This window comes from Tsukamurella sp. USMM236 (assembly GCF_037148755.1).
Lineage (GTDB): Bacteria > Actinomycetota > Actinomycetes > Mycobacteriales > Mycobacteriaceae > Tsukamurella.
Genome location: NZ_JBBCSS010000002.1, coordinates 546,971 through 565,720, shown reverse-complemented (window position 1 = coordinate 565,720; position 18,750 = coordinate 546,971). Strand labels below are relative to the sequence as shown.

21 protein-coding genes and 5 tRNA genes are annotated in these 18,750 nt (G+C 69.3%); 10 read left to right on the top strand and 16 right to left on the bottom strand.

What is annotated here, in order from left to right:
• Positions 1-4: 4 nt before the first annotated feature.
• The 8 genes from WFK95_RS08635 to WFK95_RS08600 form a co-directional block, all read right to left on the bottom strand.
• Positions 5-1,567, bottom strand: coding sequence for an acyl-CoA carboxylase subunit beta (locus WFK95_RS08635; RefSeq protein WP_336670447.1), 1,563 nt, complete (start codon positions 1,565-1,567; stop codon positions 5-7).
• A gap of 83 nt (positions 1,568-1,650) precedes the next feature.
• Positions 1,651-1,989 (bottom strand): hypothetical protein, encoded by a 339-nt coding sequence (locus WFK95_RS08630; RefSeq protein ID WP_336670446.1) that lies wholly within the window; start codon positions 1,987-1,989, stop codon positions 1,651-1,653.
• A gap of 34 nt (positions 1,990-2,023) precedes the next feature.
• Positions 2,024-2,884, bottom strand: a complete 861-nt coding sequence (gene yidC / locus WFK95_RS08625; protein ID WP_336670445.1) for a membrane protein insertase YidC — start codon at positions 2,882-2,884, stop codon at positions 2,024-2,026.
• Between the two features lie 93 nt (positions 2,885-2,977).
• A complete protein-coding gene (locus WFK95_RS08620) occupies positions 2,978-3,295 on the bottom strand; it encodes a DUF6412 domain-containing protein (protein WP_336670444.1) in 318 nt (105 codons plus the stop codon).
• 62 nt (positions 3,296-3,357) lie between these two features.
• Positions 3,358-3,430: transfer RNA gene (locus tag WFK95_RS08615), tRNA-Gly, on the bottom strand.
• A 64-nt stretch (positions 3,431-3,494) separates the two neighbouring features.
• Complete coding sequence (locus WFK95_RS08610; protein WP_336670725.1) at positions 3,495-4,466, bottom strand: NAD(P)H-quinone oxidoreductase; 972 nt, start codon at positions 4,464-4,466, stop codon at positions 3,495-3,497.
• A gap of 50 nt (positions 4,467-4,516) precedes the next feature.
• On the bottom strand, positions 4,517-5,422 hold the full coding sequence (locus WFK95_RS08605) for an acetoacetate decarboxylase family protein (protein WP_336670443.1): 906 nt from the start codon (positions 5,420-5,422) through the stop codon (positions 4,517-4,519).
• A 91-nt stretch (positions 5,423-5,513) separates the two neighbouring features.
• Complete coding sequence (locus WFK95_RS08600) at positions 5,514-5,747, bottom strand: hypothetical protein (protein ID WP_224645685.1); 234 nt, start codon at positions 5,745-5,747, stop codon at positions 5,514-5,516.
• A 484-nt stretch (positions 5,748-6,231) separates the two neighbouring features.
• On the opposite strand from WFK95_RS08600, the gene WFK95_RS08595 reads away from it, so the two are divergent.
• A complete protein-coding gene (locus tag WFK95_RS08595) occupies positions 6,232-6,729 on the top strand; it encodes a hypothetical protein (RefSeq protein ID WP_336670442.1) in 498 nt (165 codons plus the stop codon).
• A gap of 69 nt (positions 6,730-6,798) precedes the next feature.
• Here the strand turns inward: WFK95_RS08595 and WFK95_RS08590 are convergent.
• From WFK95_RS08590 to WFK95_RS08580, 3 genes are all read right to left on the bottom strand, one after another.
• Positions 6,799-6,873: transfer RNA gene (locus WFK95_RS08590), tRNA-Val, on the bottom strand.
• 49 nt (positions 6,874-6,922) lie between these two features.
• A tRNA-Cys gene (locus WFK95_RS08585) sits at positions 6,923-6,996 on the bottom strand.
• Positions 6,997-7,013: 17 nt separating this feature from the next.
• Positions 7,014-7,086, bottom strand: a tRNA-Gly gene (locus WFK95_RS08580).
• A 259-nt stretch (positions 7,087-7,345) separates the two neighbouring features.
• Here WFK95_RS08580 and WFK95_RS08575 point away from each other — a divergent pair.
• A tRNA-Val gene (locus tag WFK95_RS08575) sits at positions 7,346-7,417 on the top strand.
• Between the two features lie 259 nt (positions 7,418-7,676).
• Entirely contained in the window at positions 7,677-7,952 is a 276-nt protein-coding gene (locus tag WFK95_RS08570; protein WP_336670441.1) for a helix-turn-helix domain-containing protein, read from the top strand.
• Between the two features lie 56 nt (positions 7,953-8,008).
• Here WFK95_RS08570 and WFK95_RS08565 read toward each other — a convergent pair whose 3' ends face one another.
• From WFK95_RS08565 to WFK95_RS08545, 5 genes are all read right to left on the bottom strand, one after another.
• Positions 8,009-8,479 (bottom strand): hypothetical protein, encoded by a 471-nt coding sequence (locus tag WFK95_RS08565; protein WP_224652038.1) that lies wholly within the window; start codon positions 8,477-8,479, stop codon positions 8,009-8,011.
• Positions 8,480-8,689: 210 nt separating this feature from the next.
• Positions 8,690-8,914 carry a hypothetical protein gene (locus WFK95_RS08560; protein ID WP_224652039.1) on the bottom strand — a complete coding sequence of 75 codons (225 nt, stop codon included), beginning with the start codon at positions 8,912-8,914 and terminating at the stop codon, positions 8,690-8,692.
• A gap of 82 nt (positions 8,915-8,996) precedes the next feature.
• Complete coding sequence (locus WFK95_RS08555; RefSeq protein ID WP_336670440.1) at positions 8,997-9,662, bottom strand: hypothetical protein; 666 nt, start codon at positions 9,660-9,662, stop codon at positions 8,997-8,999.
• 67 nt (positions 9,663-9,729) lie between these two features.
• Positions 9,730-10,293, bottom strand: coding sequence for a winged helix-turn-helix domain-containing protein (locus WFK95_RS08550; RefSeq protein ID WP_224652043.1), 564 nt, complete (start codon positions 10,291-10,293; stop codon positions 9,730-9,732).
• Positions 10,294-10,400: 107 nt separating this feature from the next.
• Positions 10,401-10,739: a hypothetical protein gene (locus WFK95_RS08545; protein ID WP_336670439.1), complete on the bottom strand. Its 339-nt coding sequence runs from the start codon at positions 10,737-10,739 to the stop codon at positions 10,401-10,403.
• Between the two features lie 280 nt (positions 10,740-11,019).
• Between WFK95_RS08545 and WFK95_RS08540 the strand changes: the two genes are divergently transcribed.
• From WFK95_RS08540 to WFK95_RS08510, 7 genes are all read left to right on the top strand, one after another.
• Complete coding sequence (locus tag WFK95_RS08540) at positions 11,020-11,316, top strand: hypothetical protein (protein WP_224652047.1); 297 nt, start codon at positions 11,020-11,022, stop codon at positions 11,314-11,316.
• A complete protein-coding gene (locus WFK95_RS08535; protein WP_224652057.1) occupies positions 11,309-11,803 on the top strand; it encodes a hypothetical protein in 495 nt (164 codons plus the stop codon). Before WFK95_RS08540 ends, WFK95_RS08535 begins: the two co-directional genes overlap by 8 nt.
• On the top strand, positions 11,800-12,723 hold the full coding sequence (locus WFK95_RS08530) for a hypothetical protein (protein ID WP_224652058.1): 924 nt from the start codon (positions 11,800-11,802) through the stop codon (positions 12,721-12,723). Before WFK95_RS08535 ends, WFK95_RS08530 begins: the two co-directional genes overlap by 4 nt.
• An 87-nt stretch (positions 12,724-12,810) precedes the next feature.
• Positions 12,811-13,065 (top strand): hypothetical protein, encoded by a 255-nt coding sequence (locus WFK95_RS08525; RefSeq protein ID WP_224652060.1) that lies wholly within the window; start codon positions 12,811-12,813, stop codon positions 13,063-13,065.
• A 219-nt stretch (positions 13,066-13,284) separates the two neighbouring features.
• The gene (locus WFK95_RS08520; RefSeq protein WP_224652062.1) at positions 13,285-13,617 is read left to right on the top strand and encodes a WXG100 family type VII secretion target; all 333 of its coding nucleotides are present in this window, start codon (positions 13,285-13,287) and stop codon (positions 13,615-13,617) included.
• A gap of 83 nt (positions 13,618-13,700) precedes the next feature.
• Positions 13,701-13,997: a WXG100 family type VII secretion target gene (locus tag WFK95_RS08515; protein WP_107504231.1), complete on the top strand. Its 297-nt coding sequence runs from the start codon at positions 13,701-13,703 to the stop codon at positions 13,995-13,997.
• A 327-nt stretch (positions 13,998-14,324) separates the two neighbouring features.
• Positions 14,325-18,749, top strand: a complete 4,425-nt coding sequence (locus tag WFK95_RS08510) for a DNA/RNA non-specific endonuclease (protein ID WP_336670438.1) — start codon at positions 14,325-14,327, stop codon at positions 18,747-18,749.
• Position 18,750 lies beyond the last annotated feature (1 nt).

Genomic DNA, 18,750 nt, shown 5'->3' with positions numbered 1-18,750 from the left:
GGCACTAGATCGGGGAGATCGACCGCCGCTTCTGCGGCACCCGGGGCGGCCGGCGGCGCACGCGCCCCAGCGCCTCCGCGAGCATCGGCCGCGTGGCCGACGGGAGCACCACGTCGTCGATGCCGAAGCCGTCGGCCGCGAGCAGCGGGTCGACGTTCGCCTGGAACAGGGTGATGAGGTCGCCGCGCGCCTTCGCCGGGTCCGGCGCCGCCTCGTACTGCGAGCGGAAGGCGAGGTCGACGGCGCTCTCGATGGGGATCGCGCAGATCTCCGCGGTGGGCCAGGCGAGCGAGAGATCGGCCTCGATGCTGCGCCCGCCGCCCATCGCGATGTACGCGGCGCCGTAGGCCTTGCGGGTCACGATCACGAAGCGCGGCACCGTCGCCGCGGCCAGCTCGTAGCCGAGCCGTGCGCTGCGCCGCACCAGGTTCGTCTCCTCGGCGCCCGCGCCGACGAGGAAGCCGGGCAGGTCGATCAGGATCAGCAGCGGCAGCCCGAAGGTGTCGCAGACCGCGATGAAGTGCGCCGCCTTCTCGCAGGCGTTGGCGTCGAGCGCGCCCGCGTGGAAGCGCGGCTGGTTCGCGACCACGCCCACCGGGCGGCCGTCGATCCGCGCGAAGGCGGTCACGATGTTCGGGGCGTGCAGCCGCTTGAGCTCGAAGACGGTGTCGATGTCGGCGAGCGCCTCGATCACGTCCACCACGTCGTAGGCCTGGCGCATCGATGAAGGGACCAGCGTGTCCAGTCCGTCGGCCGTGTCGCCGGGCTCGTACGGGCCGGGCGCGACCAGTGGCTCGTCGGCCGCGGACGCGGGGAGGTAGCTGAGGAAGGCGCGGATCGCGTCGACCGACTCCTGTTCGGTGTCGGTGACCACGTCGACGACGCCGCGCTCGGCCTGCAGATCGGCGCCGCCGATCTCGTCGTTGGAGAGGTTCTCTCCCGTCGCCGCCTGCACGAGCGGCGCCGAGGAGATGCCGATGGTGCCCATGCCCCGGACGATCGTGACGAAGTCGCAGCACGCCGAGATGTTCGCCGGCGCACCGAATCCGGGGCCCATCATCGCTGCCACCAGCGGCACGTGGCCGGACAGGTCGGCCAGGCGCAGCAGCAGCCGCGATCCCGGGGCGGCGAGGCGGGAGTCCAGCGCCTCCTGCATCCGGTGGCCGCCGCCGTCCATGAGCATGATCAGCGGGATCCCGTCGAGCAGCGCGCGCTCGGCGCAGCGGTCGAGCTTCGCCATGCCGGTGGCGCCGTTGCTACCGCCGAGCACGGTGAAGTCGAACGCCGCGATCGCCGCCGGCCGGCCGTCGATGTACCCGACGCCGGTCACGACGCCGTCGCCCGGCGCGACGAGGGGAGCGGCGCCCTGTTGCGCGGGGCCAGGGCCGGCCAGCGCGCCGAACTCGTGGAATCCGCCGTTCGCGAGCAGTGCCACCCGCTCGCGGGCGGTCATCTTGCCGCGGGCGTGCTGCTTGGCGACCTTCTCGGCGCGTGCCTCGTCGGAGACCGCCCGGTAGGCGGCGCGCACGCGGTCGTTCAGGGCCTGTTCCGGCGTGGGTTCACTCACAGTCGGAAGCTAGCAGGTGACCACGGCACGGTGGACAGCTGGCCGTGTTCCGTCCATTCCCGCCGGTCCGGGAGTCGCGATCGTCAACCCGGCAGGGAGTCCCCGGGGAAGCTCATGCACGGGTACACCTCGCTGAGCATCATCTCCGCCCGCACGCACGGGTCCTCGGCGATGATCTCCTCGGCCCGCTCGGTGGGCACGGTCATGACCGCCATGCCGGCCATGGCGTCGTCGAGGATCGGGCAGAGGATCGCGATCACGCCGTCGGCACGCAGCGACACCATGCGCCGCTGGTGTTCGAGCTCGATCGCGCCGGCCCCGGCCTGATCGCGCCGCAAACCCCAGCGGAGGATCAGCAGGCTGAACGGCTGCGCGGTCCTCACCAGGTCCTGAATCTGTTCGTCCGTCACCGTCGTGCCCACGGGCCGCTCCTGCGCTGGTCGGATTCCCCCGCCCTCACGCTACTGCGCGCGCCGCGCGCGACTCGTCCCTTTCCAACACGCGATGCGTCAGATGCTGCTGGCCGTAGGTCCACAGGTTGTTGGACACCCAGTACAGCAGGATCGCGACCGGCAGCACCGGCCCGGCGACGATGCTGCCCACCGGCATCACCCACAGCATGAGCTTGCGCATGACGTCGGCCTGCAGCGCGTTCCCCGGATCGGTGATCTGGTGGCTCAGTGAGAAGCGCGCGTTGACGTGCGTCGCGAGGCACGCGATGAGCATCAGCGGGATCGCGACGGCCGCGATCGAGGCGATGCTCGGCACGCCGCCGAACTGCGCGAACGAGGCGAGCACGGTGTCGGAACTCGACATGGACACCGAGATGGGCGCCCCGAACAGGCGGGCGCTGAGGAACGACTGGACGTCGTGCGCGGAGAAGAGGTAGTTCGCGGTGGTCGCGTTCTGCTCCGGCGTGAGACCGAGCTGGCCGAGCCCGGTTCCGGTGCGGTTGAACGAGCGAAGCACGTGGTACAGGCCGAAGAAGACGGGGATCTGCACGAGCGCGGGTAGGCAGCCGAGCAGGGGGCGTACGCCGTGCTCGCGCTGGAGCTTCTGCGTCTCCAGGGCCAGTTTCTGGTTGTCCTTCCCGTGTTTGCGGCGCAGCGCATCGAGCTGCGGGCGCAGCTTCTGCAGGCGGCGCCCGGTCCGCGCGGAGACGATGCCGGGCCACAGCAGCAGCGCGCGGACGGTGAAGACCAGGAAGATCACGGACAGGGCCCAGGCGACGCCGTTGTCGGCGCCGAGGACCGCGCCGAAGACGCGGTGCCAGGCCCAGAGGACGGCGGAGATCGGGTAGTAGACGACATCGAGCATGACGGAGGCACCTCACAGGCAGGGGCGCGCGCGAGGGACCGCGACGCGCAGGGGAAGGGTCTGCGTGTGCGGCGTGTGCCGGGAGGGAAGGGGCTACGCCGCGGAGGCGGCGAAGCCGGGTGCTCGAGGTCGACGGGGCCGCCCGGCCCCGTTGGGCATGGAGCTGCGGCGATAGGCGCCGCGCAGTCGCTGGTCCGGTTCGCGTCCGGTCCTCGCACCAGACGGGGCGTGCTCGTCCCGGTCCGTGGCCGCACGACACAGCGCGGCGACGGCGATCGCAAGGGCGATGCCGACGAGGGCGGCGGCACCGTCGGACAGGGCGACGCCGGCGACGAACAGCGCGACCACCGCGATCCACGGCGCGGAGAGGTCGCCCCAGCGGGGGAGTCTCCTCAGCAGGTCGGCGGTCATGCCAGCCACAGTACGGGAGAAATGGCTGAAGCCCCGGCCGCGTACGCGGCCGGGGCTCCTTGAGCGGATGACGGGATTCGAACCCGCGACCCTCACCTTGGCAAGGTGATGCGCTACCAACTGCGCTACATCCGCGTGCCCATCGGGCGAGCAACAAGTTACACGAAGGTTGCGCCCGGGCGCGAATCGGCTGGTGGCGTCAGGCTTCCCGCGGCAGGAGCAGGACCTTGCCGACGGAGTCCTTCGATTCGAGGAGGGCCTGTCCCTGCGCGGCATCGGCGAGGGGCAGGCGCGCGGAGATCACCGGCGCGATGAGGCCGCGCTCGACGAGCGGCCACTCGTCCGCCGCCACCGCGGCGACGATCTCCGCCTTGGATCCGGGCCCGGTCAGCGGCCGGTTCCGCACGTTCAGCCCGATGATGCGGGCCCGCTTCCCGATGAGCGCGCCGACGTTCACCTCGCCGGTGAACCCGCCCTGCATCCCGATGATCACGAGGCGCCCACCGACGCCCAGCGCGTCGATGTTCCGCGGGAGGTAGCTGCCGCCCATGATGTCCAGGATCACATCGACCTGGCCGGCGAGCTCGGCTGCGAAGTCCTGCTCGCGGTAGTTGATCACGATGTCGGCGCCGAGCTCGCGGCAGCGTTGCGCCTTGCCCTCCGAGCCGACCGTGACGGCCACCCGTGCACCGAGCGCCTTCGCCACCTGGATCGCGTGGGTGCCGATGCCGCTGCCGCCGCCGTGCACGAGCAGGAGATCGCCTTCCTTGAGGCCGGCGTCCATGACGATCGTGGACCACACGGTGCTCGCGACCTCCGGCAGTGCGGCCGCGTCGATGAGCGAGATGCCGGCGGGGACGGGCAGCAGCTGCGCGGCCGGCACGACGGCGTACTCGGCGTAGCCGCCGCCGGCCATCAGTGCGCACACCTCGTCGCCCACGGCGGGGCCGCCGACCTCGGGGCCCAGGGCGACGACGGTGCCCGAGATCTCCATGCCCATGACGTCGGTGATGCCGGGCGGCGGCGGGTAGAGGCCCTGGCGCTGCATCAGGTCGGCGCGGTTGATCCCGGCCGCCTCGATGCGGACGAGGACCTCGCCGGCGGCCGGGACGGGGGTGGGGATCTCGTCGACGACGAGGTTCTTCTGGTCGTCGACGACGATCGCGCGCATGGTGGTGGGGGTGGAGGTCATGGCGGGAGCCTTTCGGTCGGGTACGACGGTCAGCGGACGGAGAACGGGACGGGCATGTGCAGGGCCGCTTGTGCTCCAGTGTTCACGTCCAGCGCGATGGCGCGGAGCGGCTTGAGCGAACGCAGGTCGTCGGACATGCGGCCCTCGCCGAGCGTGAGGTCGAAACCGCGCGGGAACAGCGAGGTCCCGGTCGCGAGCAGGTTCGTCTGGTTCAGCGTCGAGAACCAGGCGCCCCCGCGCCGCGTGTAGGACGTGAGGGTCGAGACCTTCGCGCCGCTCGGGTGTCGCTTCTGTCGCGGGGTGCGGGCCGCGAAGGCGACGTCGACGCCACCGTCGGCGTTGGCGACCCGGGCTGAGGCGTTCTCGGCCGTGATGTCGACGTCGAGCTCGGTGACCCACTTGGGGAAGCCGTAGCCGTCGTGCCCGCGAACCTGCGCGATCTCGGTGTTGACGGGGAGCGAGAGGACGTAGGAGTGCAGGTGGTCGCCGCCGAGCGCGGAGGTGAGGTCCGCAACGCCCGGGCCGCCGTGGCGTGCCGGGCGGACCGCGACCCCGACGGCGGCCTCGGTGTAGAAGTCGATGTCGCAGACGTCGTAACGGAAGAACATGACCGAGGCGAGGCCCAGTCCTGGTGCGACCTCCAGTGGGGAGAGTTCCTCGGGGAGGCGCCGGCGGATCGCGCGGGTGGGGGCGAGCATGGTGAGTCGCGCGGAGGACATCGCGTAGTAGAAGTTCGGTGTGCGGGTGGCGCCGATGGGGGAGTCGACCCGCGTCTTGGGGAGCGTGCGGAAGAAGTCGACGCCGGGGACGCGCGGGTCGGCGGCGACCTCGTCGAGCGGGGTGTCCATCCGATACCGGTCGTAGAGGCCGTCCTTGGGGACGGTGACGGTACGCCCGCCCAGGTCGACCTGGACGCCGTCGGTTGCTGCGGTCATGTGAGCGATCCTCGCCTCGTTGATGTGTGCGGTGCTTACATGCGAGGGTATGACGCGATGTAAGCAGTGTCAACAAGGCGGGTGGGTCCGGCTACTTCCTGGGGTGTCCGAGATTGCGTCGGGCGTCGGCGAGGGCGCTCGAATGGAGGAACCGCTGGACGACGTCGGCGGACAGCAGGACTCGGTACGGCACCCCGAGTCGGGTGGCGAGGAGCCGGATCGGGTCGGATCCGCCGACCGACTGGCGGGCCGCCCAGATCAGTGCCGCCTGGATGCTCGGGAAGCCGGCGGGGCGGGCCCACGTATCCCACTTGGGTGCCGCCACGGCGCCCGTGCGCGCGCGGCGGGGATTGCGGGGGCGTCGGGGTGTTTCGTCGCTTTGGTCCGGTGTTCGCATTTGCATTCTCCCTCAACCTCTTTCGCGACCTGACGGGCCGCCGCTGCTGAATATCCACTCGCGCGAGGGGTGGCAGGCCGTTTTCCCGGGGTTGCGCGGGGTTGCATCCCGCAGTAGAGCAGCGCGTCGTGCGGTGGTCACGTGAGGTTGCGGCGCAAGGCGTTTCGTGGCGATGATCGTGTGATCGCAAATGTATGCTGCGCCCGGTCCGGTGGCGGAACCATCGATAGTGCTGCGGCGCAGGCTGGTTCGCGCTCAGGGGGTGCAAGCTCGGGTGTCATGGTGGGGCTGACCGGCTAGGATGGCGGTGCGCATCATGTCCGGCTGGAGATGGTGTCGATCAGATCGAACGTCGTTCCAGGGGCTGCAGCAGCTCGGCCCGTCGTGCACTGAGTGACCGGTGGGAGTGCCCGTGTCGACTCGAGTCCCCTCGCGTGCCCCTGACCGAGCCCTGCCCTGGAACGGGGCGTGCATAGCGCTGATCGCCGCCGCCGTCGCCACCGGGTTCATCGACGCGATCCCGGTCGAGGTGACGATCGGGCTGTGCGCCCTCGGCGTGGTGGCGGGTCTGGTCGGGGTGCTGTTGTGCATCGCCCACCTCCTCGCGGGGTGGCGCACCTCGAGCTCGTCGAAGAGGGTGGATCCGACTGCCGCCCGGGATGCCGTGCCGGCGGACGCGAGCGCCGCAGAGCCTGCCCCGTCGACTGTCGCGGAGCCTGTCGCGGTGCAGGCTCGTCCCGAGCCCGAGCCCGAGCCCGAGCCCGAGCCCGAGCCCGAGCCCGAGCCCGAGCCCGAGCCCGAGCCCGAGCCCGAGCCCGTGGACGGTGCTGCAGGATCCGAAGAATCTGCTGACTCGACAGCGGCGCCGACTGCTCGGTGCTCGTGCCACGGGCTGCCCGTCACGGGCTGACTCGGTGTCAGGTGGTGGCGAGAGGTCCGGATAACGCAAGAAACCCCCTGCGAACAGGGGGTTTCTTGATGGTGCGCGATACTGGGATTGAACCAGTGACCTCTTCCGTGTCAGGGAAGCGCTCTCCCACTGAGCTAATCGCGCTTACATGAAGTGGCGCTCAGCCGCTCCGTTGCGGAGTGGCTGAGCGTGTTGGAGGCGGCGACGGGAATCGAACCCGTGTGCACGGCTTTGCAGGCCGTTGCCTCACCACTCGGCCACACCGCCACGGTAAGCCCACTTCGAGCGGATGACGGGATTCGAACCCGCGACCCTCACCTTGGCAAGGTGATGCGCTACCAACTGCGCTACATCCGCATTCGTCCGGACCGGCGCTCGAAAGCGCCTTTCCGGTGCGAGAGAGAACACTACGTGAACATCGCGCGCTCTGCCAAATCGCCTGGTCACCCTGTGTTTCGTGCGCAGTCGGCGTGGTGGGGCGCACCCTGGAACAGCGTCGACTTACGCGTTCGGACAGTAGTCGCTGGTGGGATACCCGATTACCCTTTCGCTCACCCGTCGTGTTAGTGTTCTCTCTCGTTCGCCTCCCTGGTAACACGGAGACGCGCACGAGTTCGGTCCTATGGCTCAGTGGGAGAGCGTCCCCTTCACACGGGGAAGGTCGCTGGTTCGATCCCAGCTAGGACCACCGAGAAACCGCCTGGTGACAGGCGGTTTTCTTCGTTTCTGGAGCGGTTCGCGCACGAAGTGCGCACAATCCTCGGCAGGCAATCTAGGCCGCTGTTGGCCACGCCTGGCAGAATGTGGACATGCCGCGATCCACGCGCGGCGTACGAAGCGGCCTCGCCGCCGCGTATCGGCTCGTGCGGGCTCCCAACGCCGGTCCGCCTGACCCCCGCCGTGGATGGGGCTGCAGGGGGTGCCACCGGCGGTTCTAGGAGACTGCCGTGCCCACCCCAACCCCTAAGCGCCGCCCCGCCGGCGCCCATCGCATGAGCTGGCGAATGCCCGCCGCGCTGATCCCGCCCACCATCGCTGGTATCCCCGCGCAGGCCGTGAGCGTCCCGGTGGCCGCCGCCATGCTCGGCGTCAGCGACCGCAGCGTCCGTCGGATGATCGACTCCGGTGATCTGCCCGCCCGCAAGCTGCCGACCGGCAGCCTCTCGATCCGGGTGGCGGACCTCGACGCGGTCGGTGTGCCGGTCGAGCCACGCCGCGCCTGAGCCGAACAGCCAACGCACCCCGCCACCAGGAACGGTGGCGGGGTGCTTGCGTCGGGTCAGGCGGTGGCTTCGATTGCGGCCATCGCTTCAATCACCGCGACGCGCTCCATGATCTCCGCCCAGTGGTTTCCCACGCTGAGCGCGATGCTCGCGCGGGTCGATTCATCCAGGTGCTCCCGCGCCATGCCCGCGACCGGATCCTCCTCGAGGACGCTGCTGACGAAGCCGCCTGCTGCGGGATCCGATCGTGCGGAGTTCCAGCGGACGAACGCGACGGCGAGGGTGGCGGCGAAGGCGAGCGTGGCGGTCGACGTGTCGGGCTCGGCCTCTGTGAGCAGCTCGATCGTCGCGCGGCGGTACATGCGCTCAGCGTTGGTGAGGGTGGGCGGAACGGCCTCCGCGGCGAGCTCCTCGATGCGCTCCCACATCTCGCAGACCCACGTTTCCAGTGCCAGGCAGCCGACCGGGCCGATCTCCACGGCGGCCCGGTGGGCGACGCGATCGCCGCTCAGTTCGTCGAGCAGCATCGGCGACAGCTGCGCGCTGACTGCGGCGGATCGCGGCGGCGACGGCGCCCGAGTAGATCGCGACCGCGGCGGGCGCGGCGTGGTCTCGGGTGATGGTGTGCGCGGCGTGGCGGAAAGCTTCCTCGGTCATGTTTTTCCTTGTTTCAGCTCAGGTTCGGCGGACAAGGCCCGGCCACCCGCGGTGGCGGATGCCGCACCCTGGCGGCCGGCTCAGCGACGGTTCGGGTCGGGGTCGACTCGGCAGCCGGTGAGGCCGAGCTGATCGCGATCGACTCGACGGAGCTTGCTCTCGCCGATCGGGGCGGCCCAGGTGGTGGTGCTGTCGAACGAGGTGACCACTTGGGAACAAACCCCGTCGACGCTGCGCTGCTCGACGGTGGCCGGCGGGGCCACCCCGGCCGATCGCTGCGAGGTGAAGGCGAGCGCGAGCAGCACGCCGATGACGAGCGCCAGCGCGGCGATGAGGCCCGAGCGCGTGGCCGGGCGAGCGAGGATGTTCGTGACTGTTCTCCTTGGTTCAGTTGGGGATGGTGGTGGGCGTCGGGATCGGGGCGCCGTTGACGCCGGGCACGGTCTCGCCGAGCGTCGGCGCCGGCCCATGGCTCACCGCGTCGCGCAGAGCCGTGCCGGTCTCGGGGATGTTCACGGGTACCGAGTACACGGCGGCGTTCCACCGCAGCAGCAATGCGCCGCGCTCGTTGGTCCACAGGTAAGGGCCGGGCGAGCTGAGGTCATCTGCGGCGGGCACGTTGACCGCGGGCGAGCAGGGGTGGCTCTCACTCGCACCCGCGCCGGGCCAGGAACCGAAGCGCTGCTCGGCTGCGGTGTCCCGGGTGAGCGGGCCGCCCGCCGCGTGCAGGGGCCAGAGCGTTCCGTCGGGGAGCCGGACCCACGAGCAGCCCGGGCCGTAGCCGAACGCGAACGGGGTGCCATCCGTCGAGGCGGCCTCCGCGTACAGGCGATCGACCGCCTCGGGAATACCAGCCGCGACGTGTCGCCTCATCTCGCGCTTGGCCTCCTCGGCCTGCGCCTTGCGGTATGTGCGGACGGCGCTGTCGCTGGGCGAGGCGGTGACCGAGGAGGTCGACGGCGTCGAGGCAGTCTCGGTGGTGGTGTCGCACGCGGTGAGGATGGTCGCCGCGGCGATTGCCGCGGCGAGGGCGGGGTACTTCTTCTTGTTCATGTTGTCCCTTTCGTGGACGAGGTGAGGGGGATGCACCCTGGGTGTCGGTGGGGTGGGTCGCGGAGGTCTATGCGAAGGCCGGCTCGGGCTCCTCGGAGGCGGCCTCCAGCTCGCGGGCGGCCGTGACGATGCGCTGCACAGCGGACTCCGAGAGACCCGTCTCGTCGGCCAGATCGCGGTTCGACATGCCGTTCGCCTTCCCGCGAAGCACGCGCACCACGACCTCGACCGGCGCCTTCGTGCGGCCCGCGTCGACCAGCTGCTGCGCGCGAAGCAAGTACTCCGCGTCGTCTGCGTCGCGATCGGTCGCGGTCCGCGTCGAGGGCGAAGCGGCGGCGTGCGCCGCGGCGGGTCGAGGAGTCGGCACCGCGGCGAGCCGCCGCGACGTGGGTGCTTCGTCGCCGTGCTTCGCGGCTGCGTCGCGCGAATCAGCGCTGGTCACGGACAGTTCCTCGGTGTCTGCGTCGCGAAGTGCGTCGGGCCGCGTCGCGGGTTCCTCGGGCGTCGCGTCGCGGTTCGCGTTGGCGCACGTCGCGGTGTGCGTCGCGAGCTCCGCATCGCGAACGGAGGCGTTCTGCGTCGCGGTGCGTCGCGCGTCGCGCGTCGCCGGGGCTTCGACCGGCTGCGTCACGGGTGTCTCGTCGCGAAGCAACGGGGTGTCGACGTGGCGGCCCGCCGTGGGCTGCGTCGCGCCGGTGGGGGTGCTCCGCCACCAGGCGTGCACCCGCTGCGGCAGGGTTACGGAACCGGCCTGCTGCGCGCCGGCAGCGAGGTGAGGAGTCGATGCTGCGCCGCGGCCTGCATCGCGATGCGGTGCAGACTCGCGCGGGTGTCGAGATCGCTGCTCGTCGCCTCGTACCCCTCCTGCGCTGCGGCGGCGCAGGCGGAGCAGAGCCGGCGCACGCTGCCCTCGCACGACTGATTTAGCGATCCGGCTGCACCACACTCCTCGCACAGGTGGGCCGCCGGCTGCGCGGCGTCCCGAACCAGTGCGCGCATCTGCTGGTAGCGCTCGCCGTGGACGGTGTCGAAGCGGACGTCGAGCTCACCCGCCTCCTCTTTCACCTGCTTGAGCACGTAGTCCGGATCGATTGCGGCGAGCTGCCGGTCGAGGTCGACGAGTACCGGATACCAGCCGGGGCCGATGTCGATGTTCCGGCCCCACTCCTCGGGGATCCTGCGCAGGATCGGCTGCAGCGCGGGGTACTGGTCCTCGTCGTCCAGGCCCCGATCATCGCGCGGAGAACTGACAGTGTCGACAGCGTTTCCGATGCCGCCGACGGTTGCACTTGCATCGGAACCTGCAGCCGCTCAAGCTCATTCGGTACTCGTCAGTGCCTGGAGAGATACTGCCGGCATGACCGACGATGCCCCCGATGTGATCGCCCAGCTCCGCCAGATGCTCACCGACGCCGAGGAACGTGAGGATCCGGTCGACGCCGCCTGGGCCCGTCACGCCCTCGCCGTCGCCACGAAGGTCGTGGCGCAGATGGACGCCGTCGAGGCCCTGATCCTCTCCTTGATCCCGACGCGGGAGCGGGGTGCGATCACCGCGCTGGTGATGGCAGATGCCATGCTCCGGCTGACGGCCGCGGTGGACGCCGCGTTCGCGCAGGCGAAGCGCACCTCGGACGAGATGGCCGATCGTGGCTGAGTCGGAGGGCTACCGTCGACGCGTCGAGCTGCTCGACGCCGTCGACGCGGAGATGATGGCGGTCCATGAGCAGGTGATGGCTCTGATGCGGAAGGGGTTGCCCGAGGACGAGTTCACCGTGCGGATGCAGGTCTCGATGCACCTGGAGCAGCTCGTCGAGGCCGTCGACACCGCGCTCGGATATTTCGAGCTGCATCCCGCCGAGCTCGCCGAGCGAGCAGACCGCGTCGTCCTCGTCGAGCGCAGCGGGCCCACGCCGATCGAGACCACCTACCCGCTCGACGACTGGCGCCGGGAGGGGCCGAAGATCCTGACCGCGGCGTTGAAGCTGTGGGGCGTAGCAGGAGGACAAGTCCGCCTCTCTGGCAGCGCACTACGCGGCCGCGGCACCGTCTACACGCAGAGCGGCAGCTACACCGCCGCGGCGTGGTACGCCGCGAATGAGCACGGAGCCATCTGGCCCGCCGACACCGACGAGAAGTCGTGACCGAGAGCCGCACCCTGACCGATCTGATCCCCGGCGGCGGCACGGTCGCGCTGACCGTCACCGCGAGTACCTCGAACCTCGACATCGAGACGATGGTCCTCGACGCGCAGCGCGAGCAGGCCAACGCAGTACATGCCCTCCTGGCCGAGCAGTTCGCGTTCTGGAGGCGCGCCCTCTACGAGATGCGGGAACAGCTCGGCGGAGACCCCGCACCGGCTGCTCACCCGAGCAGCCTTGCACCCAATCCTATGCCCGGGCGGATGCGAACTTGGGACACGGACGATGCCGTGTGGCTGCAGTTCATTGCGCCCGGACGGGCGATGGACCTCGACAACGCAGAGGCAGTGCGCGTACCGGTGGAGCGCGACCGACACCGACGCCGACCTGGCGGCGGCCGCGGGGAAGTGGCTGACCGGCGGTGGTGCACCGCCCTACTGGCGGAGGGCGGTATTTTAGTAGGGCGCTATTCGGTGGGTCACGCCTGGACAGGCGCCGAAGCTGTCGTTGGAGGCGTACACCTATGTCCGGCCCCGTTTGTGACCGGCATGGCTAGCGCGCATAGTCATGCTCGCTCACCAGGGGCGGCTTCACGCACCTACGCGACCCTGTCTGCCGGCGGGAAGGTCCGGAGCGCGCTATGGGGAGGTGTCCGTCGCGGCGACGCGTTCGGCCTCCGCTCGGGCTTGGATGCGGGCGAGGGTTTTGGTGACGGCTTGTGGGCTGGTGCCGGCGTAGGGGGCGATGTGGGTCGGGCGCATCTGGCGGCGGTGTGCGTGGGCGATCGCGGCGCGGTAGTCCTGTTCGGCGGCACGTTTGCGCTGGGCGGCTGCCCGGATCGGCTCAAGGAGTTCGCGGATCTCGTCTTCGCTGGGTGCAGGGACGTACGGCATACCGCTCATTGTGACGCGGCGGCGGCGTGATTGTTCTGGCGGATCTGCGGCCGGGCCGGGTTGTCGCCTCCTGCGGTTTCGGTTGATGTCAGGGTCGCGGTCGGTACTGTCTGCTGCATGTCGCCTCAGCAGCCGTTGTTCGCATCGGCGCGTAAGCGTGGCCGGGATGTGGTTGTGGGTGAGCATGCGTGGTACCGCGGTGAGTACTGGCTGGTGAATTCGATCACGCTTCTCGACACCGCTGATTCGAGCCAGGCAACAGTGCAGCTCGACCTGCGTAACACCGTCGGGCATGGCCGCCGCTGGGTGTTGCCGGCCGATGTCGATGTCGCAGTCCGCGGGCAGCGCCGCCAGCAGCAACACCGCAACTAGGAGCTTCAACGATCTTGTGGCGGTTCCGCCCTGGGAGGCTGAGGCCGGAAGATGAGCGGGAAGATAAGCGCAGGACAGCCGTGTTCGCTAGTTGATGTGACGAAGCGTACGTTCGTTGCGGTAACTATTGCGGCCACACTTAACCGCCTATAAGGTTTGCCCAAATCCAACCCCCGTCGCACCAGCTGCCGGGGACACTCCTGGAGGGGCACGACGGCCATGGGTACTCGTTTCTCAGTCGCCAATCATGCGGTGACCACGCACGCGACCAACATCGAGCAGGTGTCCGGGGCGTTGAATGCTCAGGGCAAGCGGTTCGTCTCCGCGGTGGAGGCGTTGCCGGCGGCGTGGAAGGGGCAGTCGTTCATCGCGTGGGATCAGTTGACGACGCGGTGGGATGCTTCGTTCAAGGAGCTCAACGCGGCGTTGACGACGATCCGCGAGTCGGTGGGTCAGGCCGGGCAGCTGTACACCTCCGGTGAGCAGCAGCAGGCCGCGAACCTTGAGCAGGCGGCTCGGGGCATGGCCTGGGATCAGGCGAAGTTCCGCTGACTCCGGGGTTTTCGAGCCGACTTCTTATCTGCAGCCACGGACTCCCGTGAGCTGCGTCTGAGCCTTCCTATGAGGAGATGATCATGTCTGAGATGTATGCGTACGACGAGGGTGGCGCGGAAACCGCCGGTGATGATCTGGCGTCGATCGTCGCCGCGTTGGAGGCGAACCTGGAGCAGTTGCAGGGGTACGTGGCGTCGGTGGAGTCGCAGTGGAACGCGGATGAGCAGGTGCTCTACCGCGGTGTGCAGACCAAGTGGAACAACGCCGCGGCGTCGGTGAGCGAGATCCTGGGGCAGATGAAGACCGCGCTCGGTACGAACACTGAGCAGGTGCGTGACATGCGGTCGCAGGTCCGCTCCGCCCTGTCGCGCAACTGAATCCCTCAACGACCTCGCCGCTGTCCCTGCGGTGGCGGCATGCCGCGCCCGCCGGAGCGCTTCCCACACTTGCATGGAACGGACCCACCGATGAACTCCATCGTCGTCACCTTGATCGAGCGGCTATCGGTCGCGGCCCTCACCGGTGTCGCGATCGCGGCGTCCGCCGTGACCTCCTCGCCCACCGACGATGCATCTCCCGCAACGGGGGACCCGTGTTCGGAACGACAGCGATCAGATTCCCTTGAGTTGTCTCAGCTGTCTTGCTGATCCACTGCCCACCAGTTCCCGCCGAGCCAACGACCCCTGCCTAGAGAGGCCTTCGCGATGAGTTTCGACATCACTCCTGGTGACGGCCTCGTCGGGGAGCTGGAGCTGCTCGGTGACCTGATCGTCGGCGGGTTCCCGGAGGCCGTGTTCACGCTGCCGGGGGTGAGCGTTGATGAGGTGCTCGATCATGCGCGCCTGTATCTGGGATTCGCGGAGGCCGCGCAGGCGGCGCACTCGCGGGTTCGTGGACTCGAGATCCCTGAATTCGTGGGTGTGGAGGGTGAGTTCTTCCGCGGCCGAGTCCCCGGCGAGCTGGCGATGCAACTCGGCGCGGCGGTGGAGTCGTACTCCCGAGTCGGTTCGGGGATCAAGGAACTCGCCCGCGAACTCGACGCCTCCCAAGCAGCTTTGAAGCCCCTCGAGGCGCGGGCGCGGGCGGTGTTCGAGCACATGCAGAAGGTGTGGATCAAGGTCAACGTCCCGTTCACCGAGTACAGCGGGTTGCGCAGCGAGTGGGATGAGCTCGTCCGGGCCGCCGGTGTGGTGCACGAGCGGGTGGCGGTGGCAGGGCAGCAGGCGGCCGCGGCGATCACCGCGGGCACCGAGGCGATGGTGCCGGTCAATGACTACTTCTCCACGCTGCCTGGTGGAGCGGTGGCGGGTGGTGTTGTGGCGCAGGGTGTGCGGTCGACCGCCTCGCGTGCGGTTACGGCTGCCGGCGGTGTGACCGGTGCTCCGGGGCGCGCGGTGAAGGCGATCGCCGACGGGCTGGGTGTCGCAGCCGGCGCGGTCACCTCGGTTCCGCAGCAGATCACCGTCCGCGGGCAGCAGCTCGCCTACCACGCGGCGGAGCTCACCTCCTACGGGCCTCGGGTGGGCGATCAGCTGATCACCGATCCGCGTAGCGAGGCCGCGCAGCGCCTGGTCCGGGAGGGTCGCGCGACCAACATCCTGGGCCTCGACCCCACGGGTGTTCCGACGGCGATGCTGATGCTCGCCTCACCGAACACCCTCATCCGCGAACAGGAACCGAAGAAGCGTAACGCGGGCCGGCGGTGGACCACCGCGTCCGGGGCCGGGCAATCCCGGATCGCCGACACCACTGCCGTTCCCGCCGCCTCGTCTGTTGTGGTCGCGGAGCGGAGGCGGTCGGCACTGTCCACCGTATTCACCGGTGCCGCTGGTGCGGCGGGGTCGGTGCGGGACCGTGCAGGCGCGGTCCGCGAGGGCTCGGCGGGTGTCGCCCGTAACAGCCGGGGTGTGTGGATCGTCGGGGAACAGATCGCCCAAGCCGCACAACGCGTCACGCAAGTGGCCGGCAACGTCGAGCAGCTCGCCGCCCTCACCTCGTGGGCGGCAACCCAGACAGCGGCGGGGCAGCTCCCGCACGCTGCAGCCAAAGTTGCCGACGCTACGGTCGGGCAGCTGGTTTCGGTGCCGGGCCGGTTCATCAGCGGGTACGCCTCCATCGTCACCGACGGGATTTCGGGCACCGCCGCCCTGCTCGGCGTCGGGGGCGACCCGGTGCGAGCCTGGTCGGGCCTCGCGTGGAATGTGCTCAACCCGGTCAAGGGGGCGTCCCGGTTCGCGGTGGCGGCGTCACCATTGGAAGCCGCCGCTGATCCGGTGTACGCAGCCGGTGCGGCAGCGTTGTGGGGGACGAACGCCGCGATCGCGGCGGTCCCGTTCGCGTGGGTGGTCACCCTGCCGTTGACGTTCACCCTCGGTACCGCCCAAACCCTCCTGCGCCCCGGCCTCCTGTCGCGGATCGAAGCGAAGAAGACCCTCGATCAATCCCTCGACGCGACCACCGAGCAGCACCTGCAGGACACCGCCGCCCGCGCCACGGCAAACACGAGTCAGGTGCAGGTCACCACCTCCGATGTGGACGTTCACGCCCTCGATCATGGTGGGTACGTCACCTTCACCCTCCCCGACCTCGAAGGCGGGGAGCCCAAGGCCTGGTACATCCTCGCCACCCCCGACAGCCCCGGAAACTTCACCACCAACGTTCCCACCGCCCCGGACCAAGAACTCGTCGAACGCGCCGACGGCTCCGTCGTCCTGGTCAACACCGCCACCGGGCAGATCGTCCGCACCATCAAAACGCCCTGGGCGAAAGACGCACTCGGTCGGGATCAACCCACCTGGTACTCCATCGACAAGGTCGACGATGTGACGTCGACGATCACCCAGCACATCGCCCCGAACAAGAACGCCTTGTATCCGTTGGTGGCGGACCCTGTCTCCGTCACTAGTGGCGGCGAGATGACCAGCGGGAATACCCCACCGGTGGACTCGAAGGACAATCAAACACCCTCGAATCTCCCAGCTGCGAGCGCTGGCCCGAGCAGCGGCTCCGCTTCAGGTTCCGGTCCCAGTCGTGGCTCGAGCAGCAACCCACCTCCGGCTCGCACCGCACCCGTCGCACCTCCTCCGCCGCCGCCACCGCCGCCGCCTGCGGATCCGAGTTCCCCCGGCGATGACCGCAGCCAAGGCGACATCGGCGTGCGAGAGGACCCCGGAACAGGCACCGACAGCGGCACTGGCGCCGGTGGAGGGTTCGGTGGCGCTCGCATCGACAACGGCTCCGGTGTCTTCGACGGCGGCGCACACATCGACGACGGCTCCGGGCCGATCACACCACCGTCCGGCGGGTATGGAATCGGCGGGAGCGGCGGCGGCGTTGGGACCGGCAGCGGGTCCTCCCTTCCCGACCAGGACAAGAACAAGCCTGGCTGGGGATTCATCGACGGCGTCTACCGGGGCCAGGACCCGCAATACGCGGACGGCGTGTACCGCCCCGGTGAAGGCCGGCCGGACATGCAGCAAGTGGTTTTCCCGTTAATCGCCGCCGCAATCGCCGCAGTGACCGTCGTCGATGTTGTCATCGTCGGGTCGGTCGTGGTCGTGGCGACCAGTCTGCTCGTCCTGGCCCAGAACCCCGAAGCCCGCCACAGCTTCGCAGCGTTCGAAAAGGACGTCAGAGATCGCATCGGCGCAGCCTGGGACACTTCCAGCAGCGCGTTCCGCGGATGGTACGAACGCAACGTCGCCACCAAGGTCATCGAAGGTCAAGCTGTCCCCGCCCCAGGCGCCGGCACCCCGAAGCCACCGACGGCACCAGCACCCGCGGCGCCGGCACAACCCGGAGGCCAACCCCCAGCGACCGCGCCCGCACCACCGGTCCCGCCCGCAGCGTCCGCGCCGTTCGTCACCGCACCCGCACGCCCCAACACACCCGCCCCGCCCCAGATCGGCACCCCCACCCGCCCCGGCGTCGGCGCACCCACAGCACCTGCCACACCGGCGCGACCGTCGACACCCGCGCCCGCGGCTCCCGACACCCCCGACCGCGACACCCCGGATTCTCCGGACCGCGTCACCCCCGACGAACCAGACGACACCCCCACCAAGCCCGGAGGACTCCCCGCCGGCATTCCCGCAGGGATCCCCGGAGCCATCCCAGACACCAGCCCCGGCGGCACCCCGAACGGGGACCCCGCAGGTCCCCCTGGAAACGACCCCAACCAAGTCCCCGGAGGCGTTCCCGGCGGACACCCCGCCGGAACGCCCACCCCCGACGAACAAACCCCACCCCCCGACAAGGACAAGGACAAGGGCACACCAGTCCGACCCATCCCCGCACCCTCCACCAACCCCAATACCGTCCCCAACCCTGACCAACCCGGCGAGAGCATCCGAATCCCCGGACACAACAACCCCCTCGAAACCGGATCCACACCACCCAGCGAAACCACCAACCCCACCGAACCCCAGCCCAGCGAAACCTACAAACCCTTCACCACCACACCCGGCAAACCCGGCCTCGACATCACCGCCAGCACCGGAGACGGCGGGGACGGCACCCCAGGAGACAGTGGCGGCGGCAACGCAGACGTTGACGTCGCGGGAGACGGTGACGGAGAGGATGATCGGTCTGGCGCACCCGGACCTTTGAACGGCTACCCCCTGCCGAAAACTCTCGTCGGAGATCCGAAATACCCGAACGTTGTGAGTGACATCGTTGACGCACACGGAAACCGAACAGTCACCTGGGCCGACGGCGGGTACGTCACGTACAAGGCCCTCAACGGACGAGCTGCGACCGGCATCGAGGCGCTCGTAACCAAGGATATGGTGAAACAAGGGACCGCGGCGAAGCGTACGGTACTTCCCCCTGGTTGGGACCCAGCCAAAGCATGGACCAAGGGCGAACTGCAGCGAGGCCACGCACACGCGGCGCAACTTGGAGGTATGGGTGACGACGGACGTAACATATTCACGATCACCGAAACAGCGAACAAGAGGATGCGGCAGCACGAGGACGATGTCCGTGAGATAGTTGATTTTGAGATTCCAGTAAAGTATTCAGTTACCCCGATCTATGGCAATGGCGAGGACTCGGCGCCAACCAGCATCGAAGTTACAGCCCGCGGCGGTGGTCTTGACATCGATGACCCGATCGAGAACATCCCCTAGG

Coding starts and splice junctions, on each gene's coding strand:
- yidC (WP_336670445.1), bottom strand. CDS start 2,884: ATGCTCGATGTCGTCTACTACCCGATCTCCGCCGTCCTCTGGGCCTGG.
- WFK95_RS08620 (WP_336670444.1), bottom strand. CDS start 3,295: ATGACCGCCGACCTGCTGAGGAGACTCCCCCGCTGGGGCGACCTCTCC.
- WFK95_RS08610 (WP_336670725.1), bottom strand. CDS start 4,466: ATGCGCGCGATCGTCGTCGACGACCAGAAGAACCTCGTCGTCGACGAG.
- WFK95_RS08605 (WP_336670443.1), bottom strand. CDS start 5,422: ATGACCGCAGCAACCGACGGCGTCCAGGTCGACCTGGGCGGGCGTACC.
- WFK95_RS08565 (WP_224652038.1), bottom strand. CDS start 8,479: ATGCTGCTCGACGAACTGAGCGGCGATCGCGTCGCCCACCGGGCCGCC.
- WFK95_RS08555 (WP_336670440.1), bottom strand. CDS start 9,662: ATGAACAAGAAGAAGTACCCCGCCCTCGCCGCGGCAATCGCCGCGGCG.
- WFK95_RS08540 (WP_224652047.1), top strand. CDS start 11,020: ATGACCGACGATGCCCCCGATGTGATCGCCCAGCTCCGCCAGATGCTC.
- WFK95_RS08525 (WP_224652060.1), top strand. CDS start 12,811: ATGTCGCCTCAGCAGCCGTTGTTCGCATCGGCGCGTAAGCGTGGCCGG.
- WFK95_RS08520 (WP_224652062.1), top strand. CDS start 13,285: ATGGGTACTCGTTTCTCAGTCGCCAATCATGCGGTGACCACGCACGCG.
- WFK95_RS08515 (WP_107504231.1), top strand. CDS start 13,701: ATGTCTGAGATGTATGCGTACGACGAGGGTGGCGCGGAAACCGCCGGT.
- WFK95_RS08510 (WP_336670438.1), top strand. CDS start 14,325: ATGAGTTTCGACATCACTCCTGGTGACGGCCTCGTCGGGGAGCTGGAG.